We start from the raw sequence: 22028 nt of genomic DNA on the forward strand, positions 1-22028 counted from the left end.
TTACGACGTTACCTGTTCAGCATCTTTTTCACCAGCCGGCATACATTCTCACCCGTATAGCCCAGTTTCCTGTCGAGCACCTTGTAAGGCGCCGAGTAACCGAATTCGGACAGCCCGTGAACAACCCCGTTATCACCAACCAGCCCTTGTAATGTAACAGGCAATCCCGAAGTGAGGCCGAACCGCCGAACACCTTTAGGTAACACATGCTCCCTGTAATCGGCTTTCTGATCGCGGAACAGTCCTTCGGACGGTACCGACACGACACGCGTCTTAATACCTGCTTTCGCCAGTTTAGCCGCCCCTTCCACGAGGGTAGCTACTTCCGATCCGCTGGCCAGCATCACCACGTCAGGCTGGCCTTCACAGTCGCTGACAATATATCCGCCTTTCACGATCCGGCGCGCTTCTTTACGGCGATCACCGCTTGCGGCAGGCAGGTTGACGATACCCTGACGAGAGAGAATGAGCGCCGTCGGGCGATTCTCTTCGAGGGCAATTTTCCATGCATAAATCGTTTCTTCGGCGTCGGCCGGACGCAAAACAACCATAGCGCGTTTCCCCTTGTGATTGTGCAGATGCTCCAGCAGGCGTAGTTGCGCTTCGTGCTCAACCGGCTGATGAGTAGGTCCGTCTTCGCCAACACGAAACGAGTCATGCGTCCAGACATAAATAACATGCAGTTGCATCAGTGCAGCCAACCGGACGGCGGGCTTCATATAGTCGGAAAAGACAAAGAAAGTGCCACAAACGGGGATGATTCCGCCATGCAGCGCCATACCGTTCATGATGCAGGCCATGGTCAACTCACTGACTCCCATTTGTAAAAACTGTCCGGAGAAATCCCCTTTCCGGAAAGCATGCGTATGCTTCAGAAACCCGTCGGTCTTGTCCGAATTACTCAGATCGGCCGATGCAACGACCATATTTCCAATCTGCTGTGCATAGAGCCCGAGCATCGTAGAAGATGCGGCACGCGTCGCAATATGTTCTTTCATCTTGATCGATGAATAGTTGATCTTCGGAAGCTTTCCGCTAAGGAAAAGGTCTAATTTAGCCGATAATTCCGGATGGCCTTTGCGAAATTTTTCTTCCTTCTTCTGACGTGCCAAAAACCATGTGCGGAGTTCTTCCTTGCGATGGGCATAGATTTTTTGCACTTCGGGAAAGATCGCAAACGGCTTCGCAGGATTCCCTCCAAGATTTCTGATCGTCGCATCGATGTCGGCGCCGGCAGCCGAGAGCGGCTGACCGTGAGTCGATACTTTATCTTCATAGCTTGCTCCCTTAGCATCGACAGCCCCTTTACCCATTACCGTATGACCGATAATCAGCGTCGGACGTTCTTTTTCGGCATTCGCCGCTTGCAATGCTTTGCGGATTTCTTCGACCGAACTACCGTCGATAGAGAGAACATTCCAATTCCATGCGCGATACTTGGCGGCAATATCCTCCGAAGTCACCTCCTCGACTTTGGTCGAAAGCTGGATATTGTTTGCGTCATAATACATGATGAAATGATGCAGTCCGAGATGTCCGGCTACTCGCCCTACCCCCTGCGACACTTCTTCCTGAATCCCTCCATCGGAAATATAAACGTAGGTCTTATGCGCCATCCACTCACCGAAGCGTGCTGTCATAAAACGTTCGGCAATCGCCGCGCCGAGCGCCATCGCATGGCCTTGACCGAGCGGTCCGGAGGTGTTCTCAATCCCGTGAAGCACATCTACTTCGGGATGACCGGGAGTCTGACTCCCCCACTGGCGAAAATTCTCCAGTTCTGCGGCAGGCATCAGTCCCGCCAGTGCCAGAACTCCATACAACATGGGAGACATATGCCCGGGATCGAGAAAAAATCGGTCACGATAGGGATAGTCCGGCTGATCCGGATGATAATTGAGAAACTCGGCGAAGAGTACGTTTATAAAATCGGCTCCGCCCATTGCGCCGCCGGGATGTCCGGACTTTGCTTTTTCTACCATCGAAGCGGCAAGAATACGGATGTTGTCTGCCGCACGATTCATGTTTTTAATTTCGTTCATGATTCTTTGGTCGATTCGTTATGAAGAACTGCATGGCAAAGATAGGTTATTTTTATCAGATATACGATGTCCACTTCACGTTACGCATGTCTCCGCTTTTTGCAAACTCTTTATGGAATGCAAAGCAACAGTCGAGATTCTGCGGCGTATGTCCTTTTATGCCCATGTTGAGATAATCATTCAGCAGCGGGCGATAGTCGGGATGTACACAGTTGTCGATGATTTCGTGTGCACGCTGTATCGGCGACTTGCCGCGCAGGTCGGCCACCCCGTATTCGGAAATCATAATTTTCACAGAGTGTTCACTATGATCGAGGTGCGAAACCATCGGCACAAAAGCACTGATTTTTCCATCCTTCGCCGTCGAAGGCGTAGTAAAGATCGAAAGGTATGCCGAGCGCGTGAAGTCTCCCGACCCGCCAATCCCGTTCATCATCTTCGTACCCAGTACGTGGGTCGAATTAATATTTCCGAAGATATCGGCTTCGAGTGCGGTATTGATCGTGATCAATCCCATACGGCGCACGAGCTCCGGATTGTTTGAAATCTCCTCGGGACGGAGCAGAAGCTTATCCTTGAAGAAGTCAAGGCGCGAATAGATTTCTTTCAAAGCTTCCTTGCTGACACTCAACGAACAGCCGCTTGCAAACATGACACGTCCTTCCTCCATCAACTTGATTACGGCATCCTGAATCACCTCCGTATAAATATTAAATGCGGGAATTTCCTTATTCTCTCCCATGCATCCGAGTACGGCATTCGCTACATTGCCGACCCCACTCTGCAGGGGCAGGAACGATGCCGGGATACGTCCGGCTTTCATTTCGTTCACTAAAAAGTTCGACACGTTACGTCCGATGGCTAATGTCACGTCATCCAGCGGGGCAAAAGTACTTCCGTCCGGCTCGTTCTTCGTCTCGACAATCCCGACAATCTTTTTCGGGTCAACCTTAACATACGGTTTGCCGATACGGTCGGAGGGTTGATAGATCGGAATCTCGCGGCGCATCGGCGGGTCAGCCGGCTCATAAATGTCATGCATCCCACGGATTTCTTTCGGATGAAACCGGTTCAACTCAATCAAAATCTTATCGGCCAGACGGCAGACGGTCGGGACAATCCCGACCCCTTCGGTGGGGATGATTTCACCATCTTCGGTCACTTCGGCAGCCTCTACAATCGCCACGTCCACTTTGCCTAAGAACCCGTAACGCAGCGACTGCGCCAACTCGGAAAGATGCATGTCGAAATAGTGAGCGCCGCCGGCATTAAGCAGAGCGCGCATATCCTTATTCGACTGATAAGGGGTACGGAACTTAACGGCGCGGGCACGTGCCAAGGCTCCGTCAAGGTGGTCGCCGGTCGATGCACCGGTAAACATACCGATCTGAAAAGGATTTCCTTTACGATGCTCTTCTTCCGCTCTTTGGGCAATGGCTTCCGGAATAACTTTCGGACAGCCTGCAGGCGTAAATCCGCTGAATCCGACATGGTCGTCGTTGTTTACATACGAGGCAGCCTCTTCGGCCGTGATGAATTTAAATGACATGATATTCTTCTTTATTATTTATGGGTTAATGTTCTTATGGGGGCAAAGATAGCAATAATATCAGACCGGGGCAATGATCCGGAGGATTTCTTCTACCGTGTCTGCCACATGCTGTGCGCCACACGCATTCAACTCGCTAAGAGGACGGAATCCCCATGTCACGCCCACGGACGTCACCCCGGCGTTTGCTGCTGTTTGCATATCCACCCCCGAATCCCCCACATAAAGCGTCTCGGCTGCCGACCGGCCGGTGATTTTCAAAATATCGTGCACAATCGTCGGGTCGGGCTTGACCGGCACCCCTTGACGTTGACCGAAAACGGTTGCAAAACGGATGTCCGGGAAATAAGTACGTACAAGCTTTTCCGTTGCACGCTGATACTTGTTCGATGCGACCGACAGTATGATGCCTTGCTCCTGCAAAGCCTTAAGCAGGTATGAGATGCCATCGTAAGGAGACGTATAGTCCGCATTGTGTTCATCGTAATAAGGGAGAAAAACTTCGCGGACACGCAGAATATTGTCCTGCGTCTTTTCCCCTTCGGGCAGTGCACGCTCAAACAGTTTGTTGATGCCATTCCCCACAAAAGATTTGTAGGCTTCAACTGGGTGTGTCGGGAACCCCCTCTGCCGAAGAGCATAATTCGTACTGTATGCAAGGTCTGCAACCGTATTCAGCAATGTACCGTCAAGATCGAATATAACCGATTGTATTCTTCTCATATATAACTATTATCGTTTGATTTTTTTACCGGCCAAAGGTACGTGATCATCTTTTTTAACGGTCGACTCTCCCGCCAGTTTCAGGCTGCTCGGCTCCATTTGAACAGACTTGCATACGACTAATCGAACATCATAAATACCATTTACAATCAAAAGCAGACGATCGTCCGGAAACCATAACGAGAACTATCTTCATCATAAAAAAAAGCTGCCTCATTTTGAAACAGCCCCTTAAATAGTCGGGATGAGACGACTCGAACGTCCGACCTCCACGTCCCGAACGTGGCGCGCTAGCCAACTGTGCTACATCCCGTATTTTTTTCGGCTGCAAAGGTACAAAGATTTCACAACCTGCAAAATTTTTTTCTCTTTTCCGATAATCAAAAATTCGTGTTCCCGTATAAATCCTGCCTTAACAAGCCGAAATGGATGACCGCTCTCGGCGATTACATCACGCTTTTCCCAACAGTATCCTACGTCTTTCTCTTCATCTCGCGAAGCCGTTTTATCACAGCGAGGTTTTTCGTTCTTGGAAGATGCTGCTTTTCTTCCGGTTATACAGACGACATGAACGATCTGCATGCTCACGGTACAGGTCTCGGCTTGGCATCCGAGGGCATGTATGGACGCTATTTCGGCAATAGAAAAACGCAATACGAAAGCAACCCATCGGAACCTAATAAAAATTCAAAAGCTTCTTTTGACCGATATGGACGGGAGGACAGGTATCAACACGAAAGCCTTATACCTCCCGTCTTTTTTATAGACGGCATACGGATTAGCGCGGTTCGTTACGTTCAACAACGAAAACTGCCACGTCAGCCCGCCGTGTTTCAATTTCCTTTCGACCGTATAATTGATATCGGCCCTGAAATAGTTTTTCAGCCGGATATTCGGATAAGGCGGAACATGATGAACTTCAAACAAATCTCCATTCGTTTCGATGTATCCGTTCGGGAACGTAGGTAAGCCCATACCCGGGTAAGATACTTCGGGAACATAATAGGGATAACCGCTTTTAAACTGCATTTGCAGGGATAGCGTATGGGTATTCGTGGGCTTCCTGCGTACTACGTATCCGGCAAAAGCCGATAAGTCGTGAGGCGCATCGTATTTAAACGGATACGAACGACCTCCAAACGTGCGTCGCGATCGTGACAAGGTATACGACACCCATCCGGTAAACGCCCCTCGACCATATTCGGCCATAAACTCTACCCCCATCGAAACGCCTTTTCCCTGTGCATAATCCGAATGAGCGTCCAAATAATATTCCAGGTTTCTGATCAACAGAAGATTCCGCATGCTTTTGTAGTAAGCCTCAATCGAGAGCGTCAGATGCTCGTTCGTATAATTTTTCCAGCCGACGGATATTTGGTCGGATTGCGGCAAAATATTTTCGCGAAATGGCACCCAGTAGTCCGTCTTTGCATTATAATCGATCTCATTGATCGTATGTACGGGCTGATACATTCGGTCGTAAGCCAGCATCAGTTTGTCCTTCTCGCCGATAAATGTGTTTATTTTCAACCTCGGCTCCCAAGCAAACCGACTGATGTTTTCGCTGCGATACAACGAGGCGCGAAGCCCTGCGCTGAAAAGCCATTTCCGGTACTTGAACTCATCGTACACATAGGCCGATGTTTTAAAAAGTGTCAGATGATCGCTATGATATACGGATTTGTGCTTGTTGAGCGATTTATATACGTAATCCGGCATATATCGTTGATAAGCCCCTTCCCATCCGTAAAAAAACGTGTGATGGTCCGCGATCTCATGCTTTAACAAGAACCTCGCCCCCAATTCGTTCATACGCGAGGCATTTTCATTTTTCAGCTCCTGTTTCGATTCCGGAGATTCTTGTTTGTTCCTGTAATAATTGAAGTTGTTCAGTCCGGTGTAATAGGTGTGACCGGATAATGACAGACCTTGTTTGAGCCGCGCCTGATAACGGAGCGATGTGGTGAGCGTCTTCCAGCCATAGCCGAACTTCTCCCAAGAACTCTCTTCCGAATATTTTTTATGTTTCTTATTCGTTCCTCCCATATCATCGTAACCGTAATAAAAGAGCCACGATAGTTGATGGCTGTCGTTGAGTTTCCAGGTAAGTTTACCGTTCAAGTCGGCAAAAGAAACCATCGGATAGCCGGCTTGACGTTGATCGATGACCGACATCAAACCGTTAAGCAGCAAATCGAGAAAAGAACGTCGGCCCGCAATCAGATAACTCAACCGGTCTTTGACGATCGGACCTTCGGAGGCTGCCGTACCGGCAAGAAGCCCCAACGATACCGAATGCCGGTACTTCCCGAAGTCTCCTTCTTTCGCATCGACCGAAACCACCCCCGACAACTTATCGCCATAATGTGCCGGAATACCTCCCTTATAGATTTCTGCCGTACGGATGGCATCCGCATTGAAGATGGAAAAGAGGCCAAACGTATGATTCTGATTATATATCGGCACATCGTCTGTCAGGTAGAGCGTCTGATCGTTCGTGCCTCCGCGGATGTTCAGTTGGGAAGAGCCCTCCATACCCGCCGACACGCCGGGAAGAAATTGCAATGTCTTGATCACGTCGCGCTCGCCGAGAAAAAGCGGAGCGACCTTCAGCAGATTCGTATTGATTCGCATATTGCCCAATCCCCGACTGTCGATGTTCCTGCTTCGCGCTTCCACCACTACCTCATCGAGCAAGACCTGCCTTCTGATTTCTGACGCCGCCGTGCTGTCGGTCGGAACGACAGGTTGTTGCGCCGAGACAAAACCGGACACGATACTATGAAGAAAAAACAAACCGATTCTTTTCATGGCCATATCGTTTCCCTCTTAGGCAAATCAAATACGTAATTCTCTTCGTTCATGCCCGCAAATATACCGAGCCCCTGTTCCACATTGCCGTATACGGGCTGAGGCTTGTAAAAAATCGATGAGATATCGTCTTCCGTAACGATCATCGTTTTTTGTTCATACAGCGTTTTGTTATACCGGTCGTATTCGGGAGTTGCCGTGATTAACTTGACCCGTATTCTGTCCGGTTCGGGCCTCCGGACGGTATCCCTTCCGCTCGACGCATAGACCGGAGCAAAGACAAGCTCGGTCAGAGCCGACAGATTCTTATGCTTGACTCGCAGAAAGCCGATATGATACATCGCGCCCACTTGCTCGTTGATCATGCCCGTACCGACCTGACGGTTCACCATGTCGATCAATCCGTTATTGGCATATAAATCGGAGTATTGATCGATCACCGTATCCTGCCGTTGCCGGTAGGCGGTTATCCAAAGACTCTCGTCTTCGCACCGGGCGATATCGAAAGAGGTCAAGCGGACAAGTTGTCTGTAACCTCCGGACGAATATGCGGCCGTACAGCGGATTGAAGCCGGCACACGGGTATGCGCCCGGACCTCCGGCAGACCGGCATAAGCTACCCGGATCGAATAAGTCGCTCCCGCCTGCGGATGCCTGGGCAACAGCAACACGGAATCCGTACAGACGGCATCGAACAGTAGCGCATCGTTTTCTTGCAAAACGATATGCGCTCCCGTCAAAGCGTGTATGGCATAGCCTTTCTCCGAATGTGTTAATTTGTGCAGCCTCACCCGAATCGAGTCCGACGGATTCAGATAGCTGTTTACAATGATACGCTCCGCCTCCGTCACCGACGACGGCGGTATATCGTAATTCACCGAACAGGCGCTCACAAACAGTCCGATCAGGCCCCAAAAAAGGTTCTCTCTCATTTTTATTTTATGCAATGAATCGGTGTGGTGACTTAGAAGGGAATCCATACGGACACCTGCCAGTCACGGAATTTCCCGGAGGTGAAGTCTTTCGTCTCGATGACATTCGAAAGACCGTGTTTATAGCTGATCCCTAACTCCATGAATTTTAAGTTATATGCTATTTTTCCGACAAACAGCACATCGAACGGATGCTTCATATCCTCCTTTTCATAACCTGCGAAATAGTAGACCGGCTCCACACCTGCCCCCACACTCAATCCTTTATAAACAGGATAGTTGATAGTTCCTCCCAATGAAGCGAAACAGGCATAGGCGGACGATGATAGAAAATAGATTCCACCGACCTGCGGGTTGTCGGACGGTTGCTGCTTTAGAATCGGGCGATACAGGTAATCCCATGATTTTACCCCGACGGAAGCATCCAGATCGACAAATGCCTTACACGAAGTAAACGGATGCAAACGAAAGCGATAACCTACGAATCCGTTCAGTTTGTAATCGACGTCTCTAAGGGTCATATTCTCATATCTTGCCTTGATACCGCCATAACTGAAACTGCCCGAACCTCCTCCCACCAACAAGCCGGTCTGCGTCTGCGCTCCAACAGGCAAGGATAAAAAAAGAAGAAAGAGGAAGAGAAGAGTTGTTTTTATTTTTATCATGATAATTCAAAATAGATACATTTTTGCAAATAAAAGAACAAAAGTAATACAAAGACCTTGCATTCCAAATTTTGAGAATAGATATGCATACGATATGAAAATAAGAAATCATTACGGATAAATGGATTTTCGTGTATGTTTTTTACCGATTTTACGGATTGGCTAAAAAAAAGAAGTTTTTTTACCCCTATCCGGTAAAAAATCATTCTCTTCGAAAAAGGCTGAAATTTATGTTTTATTAATAATTTCACCAAGAAAAGAGAGAAATTTTCTTTCTCTGACTTGGCACCATCATTCTTAAATAAACATAAAAAGCGATCCGTTACCGCCACATTTATTCCTCTTTTGCATCATACTTATAAAACCGTATCTCAATGGATTATGTTAAATATTCTAATTCATTTGCTTGGAATACGGAAAAACCGTATGTTTGCTTTCAAAAAATGCGTTTTATATCGTAATAAAGACAGACAGACATTAAACTTTAGCGGTAAAATCAGGTCTAATCATCAAGTGACAACGGACATAAATATATAAACTAAACATAAGAGGAGAAACGAATATGAAAACAATGAAATTAACTTCCATCATGGTAATGCTTACGTTAGCATTCGGTGCAATGGCGCAGGAAGAGTTTTACGATGACGTGTATTTCTCTTCCGGGAAGACAAAGAAAAAGGAGAAAACGAGTCGTCAGAATACGTCATCCGCCTATGCATCTTCCGATTCAAGGACAACTGCAAGGCAGCGATCGATCACAGAGATGGATGTAGATGCATATAATCGCCGGTACAACGAAAGAGCGGACGAAGCTTATGATGACATGACAGACGATACGATTCAAGTGCAGGAACGCCGTTCGGACAATGAATATTCGGAACGTATTGTTCGTTATCATTCGCCCAGCAAAATCACCATTGCCGGAGCAGATAATGTGGAACTGAATCTGAGTGACGGCTATTATTCCTACGGATACGACACCGATTATTCCGACGGGGAATCCAATGTGAATATCCATGTGAACATCGGCAACGGATGGGATAGCTGGTATTCGTGGTATGATCCGTGGTCTTACTACTCGCCTTATTCGTGGCGATGGAGACGTCCTTATTGGGGCTGGAGCTTCGGCTGGGGTTGGGGCGGTTTTTATGCCGGCTGGTACGATCCGTGGTATGATCCGTGGTACGGAGGGTATTACGGTGGCTGCTGGAGCTGCTATCACTACCCTTACTATCCGTATTACACAGACAGCTATTACAGTTGGGGGGGGCCAAGCTATGGGCATGGCCGGATGACGGTAGGCAGCAATCGCTCAACCAGCTACCGTACCTCTTCTTCCTCACGTGACGGGATTGCCTCATCGCGTTCTTCGTCATACGGAGACAGGTACTCTTCCGACCGAAGTTCATCGATGCGTAGCAGCGACCGGTCGGGCCGGAATTCGAGCTCGCTGAGTCGTTCAAGTCGTTCCGGACGCTCGGAGGATGGGTATGCAGGCAGCAGCCGCTCGGGCAGTTACGGCAGTAGCCGTTCATCGGGCAGCAGCCGCTCGGGTTATGATCCGTATTCGGGCAGCTCAAACCGCAGCAGCAGTATGCGTACCACACGTACCACTCGCAGTTCCGATGCTTACTCGGGCGATCGAGGCTCGAGCATGCGCGGCAACACGGGGGGGAGTTATTCGGGCAGCAGTCGCTCCGGCAGCTTCGGGAGCAGTCGCTCGGCAGGTGGCAGCTATTCGGGCGGAAGCAGTCGTTCGAGCAGCTATAGCGGCGGTAGCAGTACACGTTCGAGCGGAAGTTATAACAGCGGTAGCAGTTTTGGCGGAAGCAGCAGTCGTTCGAGTGGCGGAAGCTATGGCGGCGGCGGCGGAAACAGCAGTAACCGTTCGGGGTCGGGCGGCGGCCGGCGATAAAACACGCCATTTCAGAAAAATACATACGAGACAGATAGAATCTTAAGGGTGCATCTTGCACCCTTAATCCATATTCGAACAAAAAAAAGGAAAACGATGAACAAAAAAGGATGGTATATAGGCATAATGGTTTTAAGCAGCGGATGGTTGTTTGCACAGGGTGAGATGGACGCCTATCGCTTTTCGCAGACGGAACTAAACGGCACGGCGCGATCGATGAGTATGGGCGGAGCCTTCGGCGCTTTGGGTGGAGACATGTCCGTCATGTCTCATAACCCCGCAGGACTCGGTGTATATCGCAGTTCGGAGGTGCAAGCCACCTTGAACCTGTCGATGGCCAATATGTCGTCAAACTGGACCGGGATCAATCGATCACAAAACCGCACGCGATTCAATTTCGACAATTTGTCGTATGTCGGATATTTTCCCACAGGATACGATACGGGAATAAAAGGGTGGAACTTCGGTGTTTCATACCACCGGGTGAAGAATTTTTACCGTACTTATCAGGCCGTCGGCAATCCGAAACATTCATTAGCGGACTATACGGCAGCGATGGCAACGAATGCACGCAAAGATGGCGGAATTCCGGAAAGAGACTTGAAGGCCAATGATCCTTATCAGAATTCGAAACTAAGCGCTCACTGGCTGTCTATTCTGGGATACCAATCCGGTTTCTTCGGCACCAAGTACAAGTGGAATGACGTATATCACAGCGGTTTCGGTGAATATGACGGAAGCGGCATCTGGAACCCTGCTTCACCGAAAGAAGCGATGATGAATATCCGGGAAAGCGGCTGGATCAGTGAGTATAATTTTTCGGCTTCGCTGAACATCTCCGATTACGTTTTTTTAGGAGCGACATTGGGACTTTCCGATATCAACTACCGATTATACTCGAAACATGATGAGGACTTCGGTGGGGGCGATTATTTGTTTATGGAAAACGCTTTGGAAACGAATGGAACAGGTTATTCGCTGAATACGGGAGTCATTGTTCGTCCGGCACAGGCTTTCCGCTTTGGTGTCGCATACAATTCGCCCAAATGGTATAAAATGACGGATTTTGCATATGCCCGGGGCGAGAGTTATATCAAGGCTTATACAGACAAGCCTAAAATGGAAGGAAAAACTCCTACCGGAACATTCCATTATTCGTATCGTTCGCCCGACCGGTGGATTTTCAGTATGGCAGGAATTATCGGCACATCGGCACTTATCAGCGTCGATTATGAATTGACCAATTACAAAGCGATGCGTTTGGGCAATGAAGATGCGACAGAATACTACGACGATATTACAATGCAGGTAAAACGGGATTTCAAGATAGGTCAGACACTTAAAGTCGGGGCGGAATACCGGGTTACTCCTCAGTTTGCAATACGAGGCGGTTATGTATGGCAACCGTCTCCCATGCAAGAAACATTAACGCTGGGGAAGCAGGAAGTATTTACTGCCGGTACGGTAACGCATTATACGATCGCCGGGCAGACCCATTATTATACGGCAGGATTAGGATATCGCTTCACACCGAATTTCTACATGGATTTGGCATGTATCTACCGGACACAACAAGAAGATCTGTATCCGTTCTCTAACGTTTTTATCAAAGATGCCAGATATCATATCAAGCCGGTGAATGCCGAGCCTGCCAAAGTAACAGCCAATACGACAAGATTGGCATTGACCCTCGGTTATAAGTTTTGAGGAACAAGGAATCGTCCGAAAAGATGATTTCATCCCCTTGATTCCCCGTTTTGTACAAAAAGATACGAAACGGGGAATATTTTAAGATAAAAATTTGGTCACTTCCGTATTTCTTCTTTCCTTTGCCCCCGTAAAAAAAATAAAACGTATCATTCTAAAAAATTCGAATTGCCTATTGCATAGACATTACTCTGAAATCAATCTTTAGGACGTAATGAAAAATTTAAAATCGATGGCCGACGAAGAGTTGGTCGTGATGTATGCAAAAGGAAATAATATTGCATTTGATGTATTGTTGAACCGTTACAAAAGCAGTGTGCACTCGTATATCTACTATATCGTACGTGATCGCGATTTGACGGAAGACATTTTTCAGGAAACATTTGTGAAAGTGATCCTAACGATCAAACAGGGCCGTTATACGGAAAACGGTAAGTTTAAGGCCTGGATCACTCGCATCGCACACAACCTGATTATCGACCATTTCCGTCAGGAACGGAATGAAAATACGATCTCCAACGATGAGGTGGAGGTTGATCTGTTCAACGATATGCGTCTCTGCGAGAAGACGGTTGAAGATGCTATGGTGGAGACTCAGGTATTCTCCGATGTAAAAAAAATGGTGGAATATCTGCCGGACAATCAACGTGAAGTGCTGGAGATGCGCTACTATCAAAACATGAGTTTCAAAGAAATCGCAGATCGTACGGGAGTAAGCATCAATACGGCGTTGGGACGGATGCGCTATGCAATTCTGAACATGCGTCGGATGGCGGAAGAAAACCGGATCGAACTTTCGATCGCATAACTTTCTTGTGGCTTCCATACGTTTGCAGAAAACAAACGGGCGGGAAACAATATTTCATCTTAGGTTTCGTTCTTTTTACAGTACGATAAAAAGAAGAATGCCTATGAAAATGATTACACCGTATGTTGCAAACGAGAACCGGGATATGAAAGTAAAGGAGAGGAAGGGTGAAAATTCCGGGCCGCGTCAGAGCACTTTGGAGTGGATACGCCAGTTTGCAAGGGTTTATGCCTATGAGCCCCAATTAGGAACGGACAGCTTAGGTTCGTTTGTTATGAATTGAATCCCTTTATCACTCGTTTTAGAAAACACAGTCGGTTAAATGTTAACCGACTGTGTTTTTCTGTTACAATTCCTTCGTTTTTGCTATCTTTGCAAAAAATAACGAATCAGTCATGAGTCATAAGATTGCCCCCTCCTTATTATCTGCCGATTTTCTGAATTTGCAGCGCGATATCGAAATGATTAACCGGAGCGATGCCGACTGGCTTCACCTGGATGTGATGGACGGAGTATTCGTACCGAACATTTCGTTTGGTTTCTCTGTATTGGATGCCCTGAAAGGAGTATGTAAGAAGCCGATGGATGTGCACTTGATGATTATAGAGCCCCAGAAGTTTATCCGCGAAGTGGCAGCGGCAGGTGCATACATGATGAATGTACACTATGAGGCATGTACCCATCTGCACCGTACGATTCATGCAATCAAAGATGCCGGCATGAAAGCCGGTGTGACGCTGAATCCGCATACGCCGACAGGGCTGCTCGAAGATATTATTCAGGATGTGGATATGGTGTTGCTCATGTCGGTTAATCCCGGCTATGCCGCTCAGTCATTCATCCAACATTCGGTGCTCAAGGTAGCCAAGCTCAAACAGATGATTACAGCTCGAGGATTACCGACGCTCATCGAGGTCGATGGTGGGGTGAATAAGGAAACAGCCCGTCCGTTACTCGATGCCGGCGCCGATGTGCTGGTGGCAGGAAGTTCTATCTTCAAGTCTTCGAATCCGATTGAGACCATTCGCGAGTTAAAGGCTATCTAATCTGATCTTATGTCTCCTTTTTTATGATGGAAGAGATACAGAGGCGACCTTTTGTGAGGCCGCTTTTCTTCTGGATCACAGGAATATGGATAGAAATTTGTTTTCCGCTCGAACGTTGGTCGTTGGTGCTATTGTTTCCGATTCTTCTGTCTGTATTTCTTTCTTTTTTTGCCAAGCGAAGAAATTCCCCATATTTATATGATGCTCGCTGGATCGGAGGTGCACTGATTGCCTGTTGCTTCGTTTTTCTGGCCATTCAGGCGACCGCTTTGGCCGAGCATCGGTTATCAGAAACTCCGCCTACCTCCCGATTGCAAGAGAAAGCACAGAAAATACAACTTCGAGTAGTAGAGAAAATAAACCGGCTGCAACTGTCGGACAGCGAAAAAGCAGTACTGGCAACGATGACGGTCAACTACCGGCAGGCGATGACACGCGAAGTACGCAATCGCTTCTCGATCACAGGCGTTGCTCATTTGCTTTCGGTCAGCGGATTTCATGTGGCCATCGTATGTGGGTTCTTAGGGGTCTGTTTTTCCTTTTTCCCTGACCGATCATTCTTTCGATGGCTTCGGTATGTGCTGATGATGATCTTGATGTGGGCATTTGCTGCGATATCGGGATTTTCTCCTCCGGCGGTACGTGCCACCCTGATGTTAACGATCTTCGTGACCGGACAGGTGCTTCTTCGGTCACCGGACAAATATAACACGCTTGCGGCAGCCGCACTGCTGATGTTGGTTTATGATCCGTTCTATCTGTTCAATGCAGGTTTTCAGTTAAGCTTCACAGCCGTTTTCTTCATTCTGTATGTTCAACCTCCTTTATTCCGCCTGCTTCCAATCCGAAACCCATTGATCACCGTTCCTTGGGGAATATTGACTGTTACCGTTGCGGCTCAAATCGGGACCTTCCCGCTTTGTTGCCATTACTTTGGGCAGAGCTCGACCGTTTTCCTGTTTACTAACTTATTTTTGTCGCTCATCGCCACCTTGCTGATCCCTTTATGTCTGATCTGGATACTGCTCCCTGTCTCCGTTTCCGGAACAACCGTGCTGCAATCATGGATCGAACAGTTGACGCATGGCATGATGCGGATGGTGAATTGTTTCTGTCAGATACCGGGAGCTACGTTTACACTGCGTTTTGATGGGATTGCGCTTCTCGGAGCCTATGGTATGCTATTTCTGATCATTGGCTTTCTCCGTTCGAAGAAAAACGGCTTCTTGTTCGCCGCACTATTCCTCCTCCTGCTTCTGTTGTGTCGGCAAATTATCAAGGGGTGACAATGCTCTATCTGACGATTGTTTTGTTTTATGATTCATATCGTCGTCTTATCCTCTCAAAAAAAGAAATCCCGGAAATGCACTGCACGTCCGAGACTTTTTCAGAAGAAAGTAATTGCTCTAATCGATGCAAGCCCTCTCTTTTCCTTAACCTAAATACGTTTTCAGTAGCCTGCTGCGCGTTCCTTGCCGTAACCTTCTAATTGCTTTTTCCTTGATCTGGCGGACACGTTCACGGGTCAATCCGAATTTATCGCCGATCTCTTCTAATGTTACCTCCTGGCATCCGATACCGAAAAACATCTTAATGATGTCACTTTCCCGTTCGGTCAGCGTAGCAAGCGCCCTGTCGATTTCTCTTGAGAGCGATTCGTTCATCAACGTTCCATCCGCATTCGGAGCATCATCGTTCACCAATACATCCAAAAGGCTGTTGTCTTCACCCTCAACAAACGGTGCATCCACGGAGATATGACGTCCGGACACTTTGAGCGTATCCGAAATTTTATCCACCGGGATATCCAGTTCCTGGGCAAGTTCTTCGGGAGAAGGCTTCCGTTCGTTCTCTTGCTCGAATCGGGAAAAGGCTTTGCCTATTTTATTCAGCGAACCTACCTGATTGAGCGGCAAACGTACGATACGTGACTGCTCGGCCAATGCTTGCAAGATCGATTGACGAATCCACCATACGGCGTACGAGATGAATTTGAATCCTCTCGTCTCGTCAAATTTTTCTGCAGCCTTGATCAGTCCCAGATTGCCTTCGTTGATCAAGTCGGGTAGGCTAAGTCCTTGATTCTGATATTGCTTTGCAACAGATACCACAAAACGCAGATTCGCCCGAGTCAACTTTTCCAACGCTCTCCGATCACCTTTCCTGATGGCTTGTGCCAACTCTACTTCCTCTTCGACGGTGATCAGATCTTCTCGACCAATCTCTTGAAGATACTTATCCAGCGAAGCGCTTTCGCGATTGGTAATGGATTTTGTAATTTTTAACTGTCTCATTCAATGAATAGTTGAAAAACATGGGGGTGCAAAGATACTGTTTTTTTGCGTATGATATGTCAGCCCCTATGTTTTTATCATTTTATAACGCTATAACAATCTCACCGACCGATGAGTTTATTCGGAGAGATTGATCGCGTAAAACTGTGTCCGGCCGTTCGGATAAAATCCTTTGATAAACAAGCCTTGCTCTTCGGATGAGCCTTTTTGTACGCGTTCTACGATCCGGTATAAATCTTCAGGGGTCGAAACCTTCTGATCGTTCACGACCATAATGATAAATCCTTTCCGAATACCGGCATCCTGTACCTTCCCTTTGCCGATACCGTTGACTTCAATGCCGTAGCTTACCCCGTATTCTTTCTTCTGTGCATCACTCAGTTCGCGGAAAGCAGCTCCCAGCATTTCGGCTGCATCGCCATTTTTCTTTACAACCTCTGTTCCACCTTGTGAATTCCGCAGTTCCACCGTAAAATTTTTGATTGATCCGTAACGGTTTACTTCGAGTTTGACTTTATCGCCCGGACGATATTTACTGATCTGCTCCTGCAGAGCATTATTGGAGCGGATACGCACACCGTTGACCGATGTAATCACATCGCCTACTTCGACACCGGCCTCCTTCGCCGAGCTGCGCTGAGCAAATTCTGCCACATAAGCACCTTCCAATTCTTTCACCTTTTTGTCATTTTGGCTTGCTGCCTGAGCGTTTTGTATGACAACACCAAGGATGGCACGCTGTACGGTGCCGTACTGCTTCAGGTCGGCGACGACTTTGCCAGCGATGCTGATGGGCACCGCAAAAGAATAACCCGCAAAATTACCGGTTTCCGAATAGATGGCCGTATTGATTCCGATCAATTCTCCTTTCGTATTCACTAATGCCCCCCCACTGTTTCCTGCATTGACAGCTGCATCGGTTTGAATAAACGACTCGATTTTATTCAGGTTCGTGCTGCCCGACATGATGGCGCGTCCCTTGGCACTGACAATACCGGCTGTCACGGTCGAGGTCAGGTTAAACGGGTTCCCCACGGCTAACACCCACTCGCCGACTTTGAGTTGTTCGGAATCGCCAAACGACAGGGTTTTTAAATCTTTCGCTTCAATCTTGATGAGTGCGATGTCCGTATTGGGGTCCGTACCGATAATCTTAGCCGGAAATTTCCGGTTGTCATTCAGCGTTACTTCGAGTTCGTCCGCATTTTCGATTACGTGATTGTTTGTCACGATATATCCATCGGTCGAGATAATGACTCCTGACCCCGAACCCGAGCGAGGACGCGGCGTGCGTTCCTGAAAACCCCGTCCGTTCCCGAAAAAGAACTCAAAAGGATCGAAATATTCTCCGCGACCGGACGATCGCTCATTGACTGTTGACCGGATATGTACCACTGCATGAACAGCCATATCGGCAGCATACGTGAAATCCGTATTTTCTGCCGCATTGGCATGATAGCCTGTCAGTCGGAACGGTTGTTTGAATGTTCCTTCACCGTCATCGACCAAGGCTGCCCGTACTGTCGCATTGTGCTTCACCATATAAGTCACTGCGCCAATGGCTGTAACAAAGCTTACTACAGCCACAAAAACAATGACCAGTCCTTTTTTCCACATTGTTTTCATACTTCTTATATTTTAGTTGAACGTTTAAATTTAACACTTTCATACAACAAAAGAAACTCAAAAATGATGCAATTATTCCTTTTGAAGGTGATTTTTTAACACTTTTAACGGCTACATTCGGCACTTAACCGCGTTTAACGATAAAAAGAGGGATTTCGCTTCATTTTAACACTTCGCATCGGCCATTTTGACAGTCAGAAAAACAAAGAGACTACGCCCCTCCAACCAATGGCGCAGTCTCTTGAAATATAGGCTTTCCGGTGTTTTATTTTTTCTTCAGGATCAACGTGCGGAACGCATCGTTCTTCCAAAGCAGCACCAGTGAGCGGAACGCATGATATTCGTTCGGTTCGATAATCGATTTTTGGAGTTCAATCTCGCGACGAATGATCAGTCGGTTGTCTTCCCGATGCATCGTCAAACTGATTTTTCCGACCGGATTGCTGATTTCTTTCCGAAAGGGGCGTGTTTCAACGTCCCAGCCATCAACCGTCAGCGTATAGCTGCACGCCTCTTTGATTCGGCAAGGCAGTTCCATCGGTTGAGTACGCGTACTGTTGAGTCGTAGCCGCCATGTGTCAATTCCTTTATCGGTAGCCGGTAAAGTATATAATGCATAACCGTTGTTCGGCCGGAGTGCTTGTTGGCGACTAAAGTCGGCCTGGGCTGTCGCATCTTCGCTGTTTATCAAGGTACCGTTCACATTAGCCATCGTATCATTCAGTGCAATGTGCGCTTGATAGTCTAAGGTCATCTGTTTTTCATCCAGCTGAATCAGCCCCACGCCGTTTTCTCCCGTCTGCCAGAATTGGTCGAGTCGGGCACGTAGCGCCGGATCGGGTGCATCTTTGCGCAAAGGAGACAGATAATGATCACCGGATTTCACTCGAATATCCGAAATGGCACGGACGGCTATCGGCGTAGCGAAAGACGGGAAACTCATCATAATCTCGGCATCTAATCCCGCAGCCATCAGCATGGAGGCCAACAGAGTCGCCTTTTCTGCCGGTGTACCGTAGGCCGATTGCAAGACCTCGGCAGGCGGACGAATTTTGGCCGACAAGAGGATTGGAAGTTGAGAGGTGGCGATCTCATCGACCACGTAACGGAGAATCTCCGAGCGCTTCTCATCGGTCGCCTGCTTGCCTTCCAACAATTTAGAAACAAGCGATGTACATGCTTCAGGGTCAACTTTCATTGCCGAGAGCCATGCCACACCGTTTTCTCCTTCCGCATTCGAAGCGAAAAGCATGGGCGATGCCTTTCCGGCGGTATATGATTCCATCGGGAAAGCCGGAATATTTTGGAAGTGCCATGCATACGTTGTCATGCTATGATGCCGGCGAACAATCGGTTCACCCTTTAACGCATTCAGTCCGTAGGTAAGTTTCTCTTCCTCAGGCAGCGTGATTTCTATTTGATAGTCCTTCACGGGCGAATGCTCCTGCAGCTGTTCGGCTACATCGAGAAAGGGATAGAATCCGACATGGGTAGTGAGCGTATAATCAAGGCAGATTGTGGCGCCGATTTCCAGCCCCGTATGGGTAACGACCATTTCCCGCAGATGATTATATGCCGGAGCGTCAGCCGCGAAAGACGGCAGTACCTCATTGAAAGCATTGTCCGGTGTGCGGATCACTGTTCCGTCGGCCTGCTTCGTGTAAGACTCGTTCATTTTCAGGATCTGGAATTCCGGATTATAAACGATAAATGTTTCACCGTATAAATTATTGAACGCGAAATGCGTGTTCAGTTTCAATTCTTTCCGGTATCGGAAAGTCATGCTCCCGTCCCTGTTCCATGTATATTGTTTGACGATTTTGTCAAAAACCGCCTCCGGCTGTGCCGTGACTGCAAGAACAACGAATAAACTAATGATCAGCAGATTATATTTTTTCATCCTGTATCGTATTTACATTTATTTTCTTTCAAAGATCAACCATTCGTCGGCGAAGTCTTTATGCGCTTTGACCGCTGTACGAAAGCCGTTCCAGTCTGCCGCGTCATACACACGCTTACGCAACGTCAGTTGATGACTGATATTCACCTTGTTGTTTCGCTGACTCAGCGAACCGATGAAATCGGCGACAGCACTTGTTTTTCGCTGTTCCCTTGCTTCGCTCCGCATGGTATATCCTGCCGGCACGGTCATCGTCTCTTTCAGTTCGACCAGACGCGAGCAGGCGTCTTTGAACGCATAACGACGACCGTCCCGCTCCGTATTGATGCGCAGGTAAGTGCGTGCACTCCGATACAATTGTCCGCAGACAGGGCGGAGCATCAGCACCCCGTCGCCCGTAAGCGCGTAATCGGGGATTTCGAATTTCATTGTGATGTGTATTGGTCCAGCGGTGTAGTCTTTCGGATTCGTACCGTAATCGACGCTCAACATGCGAGCTTGCGGCGACACTTGCAGCAGCTCGTTCTCCATGGCTTGCCGCCAACCGGTCATAAAACCTCGCGTGAAAGGGCGGCGCACGCTACCGTCCGACTGTCCTTCGGCAGTAACCGTAAATTCGCCACGTAGCGTTCCATCGGCATCGACCGAAGTACGTGCTGAGAGCTTGAAATAATGATTTTCGGGAGGCGATACCGGCGTTTCCAGCAAGCCCGATCCTTCGGGAATACCCGGCAGGTAGTGCTGCTGTTGTTCGGCACTCGACCACAGTTCGCGCAAGAACGGTACCCATGTCGGATCGAGAGGGATATACTGTCCGCTCGATAACTTCACAACCGTCACACAATGGTTGAAGTGATCGGCCGGAATCGCTTCGATGCGTGACCCTGCCATCGTCATGGCCGGATAAGCCTCGAAACCAGCCATTCGCAACATCGAGATCAACAGGGCCGCCTTGTCCTTACAGACACCGCAACGATCGGTAAAGTTCATCTTCGTCGTATGCAACGTATAGCCTTCGCCTTTCCCCATCGAGATGCCCGAATAGCGCATGTTGTCGGCCACCCAGTGGGTCAGCGCGGCAATCTTTTCCATCTCGGTCTTTTTGCCGCGTAACAGTTCGTCCACCTTCTTTTGGGCTGCAGGATCAGCGGCGAAACTGTTGTAGTCTTCATTTACCTTGCTGAACCAAAGCGATTTGTCTTTCCATTCGGGCGTAGAAGACATCATCAGCTTGGGCGCCACATCGAAGAGATCGACCATATTCGGTTCTTTCACGAAAGGACGTACGTCGGAAACGGCAAAGCTTAACACTTTACGATCGCCTGAGAGCCGAACAGACGACCGGCATTCGCCCTGATAAAACTCGTACTGTACTTCCTTCGTACGAGGCATGTCTACGGTGTAGATTTTCGAAACAGTCGGGACGGTTACCCAAAACGGCACGATATCGTAAAACTGCCCGCGCATGGGAGGAACAAAACGCTCCTCGTCATCGGCTGCCAGCAGGGCATAGGTAAAACCTTTCTTGCTGATCTCGTAATCAATGATATCCCCGGCATCGAGCGCGCCGATTTCCAGCATGATCTGCCGTGCTCCCCAATAGATGGCACGGGCCGGCGCCGCATAGTCACAAGCCTGAGCGACATCGATGGTGCGTTGCGAGCCATCGGCCTTGTACACTGTGGCACGGCTAAACTCGGCAAAGGCCGTCAGCGGATCGTAATCGTATTTGATCACCCGGTACTTCAGCGCTCCCGCTTTGTTTTTCACTTGCACCACTTGGCGAATCGTGAAGCTTCCCGATCCGTTATCGGCTACGACGACTCCGGTGCTGTCGAGCAATGCGACAGCCTCATGTTTTTTCCATTCGGCTTGTCCGGCTGCCCGTTCTTTGAAGGGAAGCCAGCTTTGCGCCATGACCGGCAAACAGCATCCGGCCATCAGCGCGACAATCATTTTTCTCATCATCCTCATATTATTTTTTGTACCGATCCTACAATTGCATCGTAA

General features: G+C 48.4%; 16 protein-coding genes and 1 tRNA gene. 6 read left to right on the forward strand and 11 right to left on the reverse strand.

Features of this window, described 5'->3' with window-relative positions; translation table 11 throughout:
* Positions 1-8: 8 nt before the first annotated feature.
* The 7 genes from Tanf_RS11305 to Tanf_RS11335 all read right to left on the reverse strand — a co-directional run bounded on the left by Tanf_RS11305 (position 9) and on the right by Tanf_RS11335 (position 8722).
* Positions 9-2042, reverse strand: coding sequence for a transketolase family protein (locus Tanf_RS11305; protein WP_014223869.1), 2034 nt, complete (start codon positions 2040-2042; stop codon positions 9-11).
* Positions 2043-2097: 55 nt separating this feature from the next.
* On the reverse strand, positions 2098-3591 hold the full coding sequence (locus Tanf_RS11310) for a butyryl-CoA:acetate CoA transferase (RefSeq protein ID WP_046825932.1): 1494 nt from the start codon (positions 3589-3591) through the stop codon (positions 2098-2100).
* Positions 3592-3651: 60 nt separating this feature from the next.
* The gene (locus tag Tanf_RS11315) at positions 3652-4314 is read right to left on the reverse strand and encodes an HAD family hydrolase (RefSeq protein WP_014223871.1); all 663 of its coding nucleotides are present in this window, start codon (positions 4312-4314) and stop codon (positions 3652-3654) included.
* A 239-nt stretch (positions 4315-4553) separates the two neighbouring features.
* Positions 4554-4627: transfer RNA gene (locus Tanf_RS11320), tRNA-Pro, on the reverse strand.
* A 374-nt stretch (positions 4628-5001) separates the two neighbouring features.
* On the reverse strand, positions 5002-7131 hold the full coding sequence (locus Tanf_RS11325; RefSeq protein ID WP_046825933.1) for a TonB-dependent receptor plug domain-containing protein: 2130 nt from the start codon (positions 7129-7131) through the stop codon (positions 5002-5004).
* Entirely contained in the window at positions 7122-8057 is a 936-nt protein-coding gene (locus Tanf_RS11330; protein ID WP_046825934.1) for a DUF4249 family protein, read from the reverse strand. The genes Tanf_RS11325 and Tanf_RS11330 overlap by 10 nt, the downstream gene beginning before the upstream one ends.
* A 32-nt stretch (positions 8058-8089) precedes the next feature.
* Positions 8090-8722, reverse strand: a complete 633-nt coding sequence (locus tag Tanf_RS11335; RefSeq protein WP_046825935.1) for a hypothetical protein — start codon at positions 8720-8722, stop codon at positions 8090-8092.
* 562 nt (positions 8723-9284) lie between these two features.
* Here Tanf_RS11335 and Tanf_RS11345 point away from each other — a divergent pair.
* From Tanf_RS11345 to Tanf_RS11370, 6 genes are all read left to right on the forward strand, one after another.
* The gene (locus Tanf_RS11345) at positions 9285-10637 is read left to right on the forward strand and encodes a hypothetical protein (RefSeq protein WP_046825937.1); all 1353 of its coding nucleotides are present in this window, start codon (positions 9285-9287) and stop codon (positions 10635-10637) included.
* 96 nt (positions 10638-10733) lie between these two features.
* Positions 10734-12344: an OmpP1/FadL family transporter gene (locus Tanf_RS11350; protein ID WP_014223879.1), complete on the forward strand. Its 1611-nt coding sequence runs from the start codon at positions 10734-10736 to the stop codon at positions 12342-12344.
* A 214-nt stretch (positions 12345-12558) separates the two neighbouring features.
* The gene (locus tag Tanf_RS11355) at positions 12559-13152 is read left to right on the forward strand and encodes an RNA polymerase sigma factor (RefSeq protein WP_014223880.1); all 594 of its coding nucleotides are present in this window, start codon (positions 12559-12561) and stop codon (positions 13150-13152) included.
* A gap of 103 nt (positions 13153-13255) precedes the next feature.
* Positions 13256-13435 (forward strand): hypothetical protein, encoded by a 180-nt coding sequence (locus Tanf_RS11360; protein WP_014223881.1) that lies wholly within the window; start codon positions 13256-13258, stop codon positions 13433-13435.
* 112 nt (positions 13436-13547) lie between these two features.
* Positions 13548-14198, forward strand: coding sequence for a ribulose-phosphate 3-epimerase (rpe, locus tag Tanf_RS11365; protein ID WP_046825938.1), 651 nt, complete (start codon positions 13548-13550; stop codon positions 14196-14198).
* A 23-nt stretch (positions 14199-14221) separates the two neighbouring features.
* Complete coding sequence (locus tag Tanf_RS11370) at positions 14222-15484, forward strand: ComEC/Rec2 family competence protein (RefSeq protein ID WP_046825939.1); 1263 nt, start codon at positions 14222-14224, stop codon at positions 15482-15484.
* 147 nt (positions 15485-15631) lie between these two features.
* Here Tanf_RS11370 and Tanf_RS11375 read toward each other — a convergent pair whose 3' ends face one another.
* The 4 genes from Tanf_RS11375 to Tanf_RS11390 form a co-directional block, all read right to left on the reverse strand.
* Positions 15632-16492, reverse strand: coding sequence for a sigma-70 family RNA polymerase sigma factor (locus tag Tanf_RS11375; RefSeq protein WP_014223885.1), 861 nt, complete (start codon positions 16490-16492; stop codon positions 15632-15634).
* 117 nt (positions 16493-16609) lie between these two features.
* Positions 16610-18118 carry a Do family serine endopeptidase gene (locus Tanf_RS11380; protein ID WP_041590581.1) on the reverse strand — a complete coding sequence of 503 codons (1509 nt, stop codon included), beginning with the start codon at positions 18116-18118 and terminating at the stop codon, positions 16610-16612.
* 265 nt (positions 18119-18383) lie between these two features.
* Complete coding sequence (locus Tanf_RS11385) at positions 18384-20018, reverse strand: DUF3857 domain-containing protein (RefSeq protein WP_046825940.1); 1635 nt, start codon at positions 20016-20018, stop codon at positions 18384-18386.
* 18 nt (positions 20019-20036) lie between these two features.
* Positions 20037-21983 (reverse strand): DUF3857 domain-containing protein, encoded by a 1947-nt coding sequence (locus tag Tanf_RS11390; protein WP_052449099.1) that lies wholly within the window; start codon positions 21981-21983, stop codon positions 20037-20039.
* Between the last annotated feature and the right edge of the window lie 45 nt (positions 21984-22028).

The organism is Tannerella forsythia, from assembly GCF_001006485.1.
Classification (GTDB): Bacteria; Bacteroidota; Bacteroidia; order Bacteroidales; family Tannerellaceae; genus Tannerella; species Tannerella forsythia.

What these genes read in the sequence shown, in the direction of transcription:
- Tanf_RS11305 (WP_014223869.1), bottom strand. Translation starts at nt 2,042, where the DNA reads ATGAACGAAATTAAAAACATGAATCGTGCGGCAGACAACATCCGTATT.
- Tanf_RS11310 (WP_046825932.1), bottom strand. Translation starts at nt 3,591, where the DNA reads ATGTCATTTAAATTCATCACGGCCGAAGAGGCTGCCTCGTATGTAAAC.
- Tanf_RS11315 (WP_014223871.1), bottom strand. Translation starts at nt 4,314, where the DNA reads ATGAGAAGAATACAATCGGTTATATTCGATCTTGACGGTACATTGCTG.
- Tanf_RS11325 (WP_046825933.1), bottom strand. Translation starts at nt 7,131, where the DNA reads ATGGCCATGAAAAGAATCGGTTTGTTTTTTCTTCATAGTATCGTGTCC.
- Tanf_RS11330 (WP_046825934.1), bottom strand. Translation starts at nt 8,057, where the DNA reads ATGAGAGAGAACCTTTTTTGGGGCCTGATCGGACTGTTTGTGAGCGCC.
- Tanf_RS11335 (WP_046825935.1), bottom strand. Translation starts at nt 8,722, where the DNA reads ATGATAAAAATAAAAACAACTCTTCTCTTCCTCTTTCTTCTTTTTTTA.
- Tanf_RS11345 (WP_046825937.1), top strand. Translation starts at nt 9,285, where the DNA reads ATGAAAACAATGAAATTAACTTCCATCATGGTAATGCTTACGTTAGCA.
- Tanf_RS11350 (WP_014223879.1), top strand. Translation starts at nt 10,734, where the DNA reads ATGAACAAAAAAGGATGGTATATAGGCATAATGGTTTTAAGCAGCGGA.
- Tanf_RS11355 (WP_014223880.1), top strand. Translation starts at nt 12,559, where the DNA reads ATGAAAAATTTAAAATCGATGGCCGACGAAGAGTTGGTCGTGATGTAT.
- Tanf_RS11360 (WP_014223881.1), top strand. Translation starts at nt 13,256, where the DNA reads ATGAAAATGATTACACCGTATGTTGCAAACGAGAACCGGGATATGAAA.
- rpe (WP_046825938.1), top strand. Translation starts at nt 13,548, where the DNA reads ATGAGTCATAAGATTGCCCCCTCCTTATTATCTGCCGATTTTCTGAAT.
- Tanf_RS11370 (WP_046825939.1), top strand. Translation starts at nt 14,222, where the DNA reads ATGATGGAAGAGATACAGAGGCGACCTTTTGTGAGGCCGCTTTTCTTC.
- Tanf_RS11375 (WP_014223885.1), bottom strand. Translation starts at nt 16,492, where the DNA reads ATGAGACAGTTAAAAATTACAAAATCCATTACCAATCGCGAAAGCGCT.
- Tanf_RS11380 (WP_041590581.1), bottom strand. Translation starts at nt 18,118, where the DNA reads ATGAAAACAATGTGGAAAAAAGGACTGGTCATTGTTTTTGTGGCTGTA.
- Tanf_RS11385 (WP_046825940.1), bottom strand. Translation starts at nt 20,018, where the DNA reads ATGAAAAAATATAATCTGCTGATCATTAGTTTATTCGTTGTTCTTGCA.
- Tanf_RS11390 (WP_052449099.1), bottom strand. Translation starts at nt 21,983, where the DNA reads ATGAGAAAAATGATTGTCGCGCTGATGGCCGGATGCTGTTTGCCGGTC.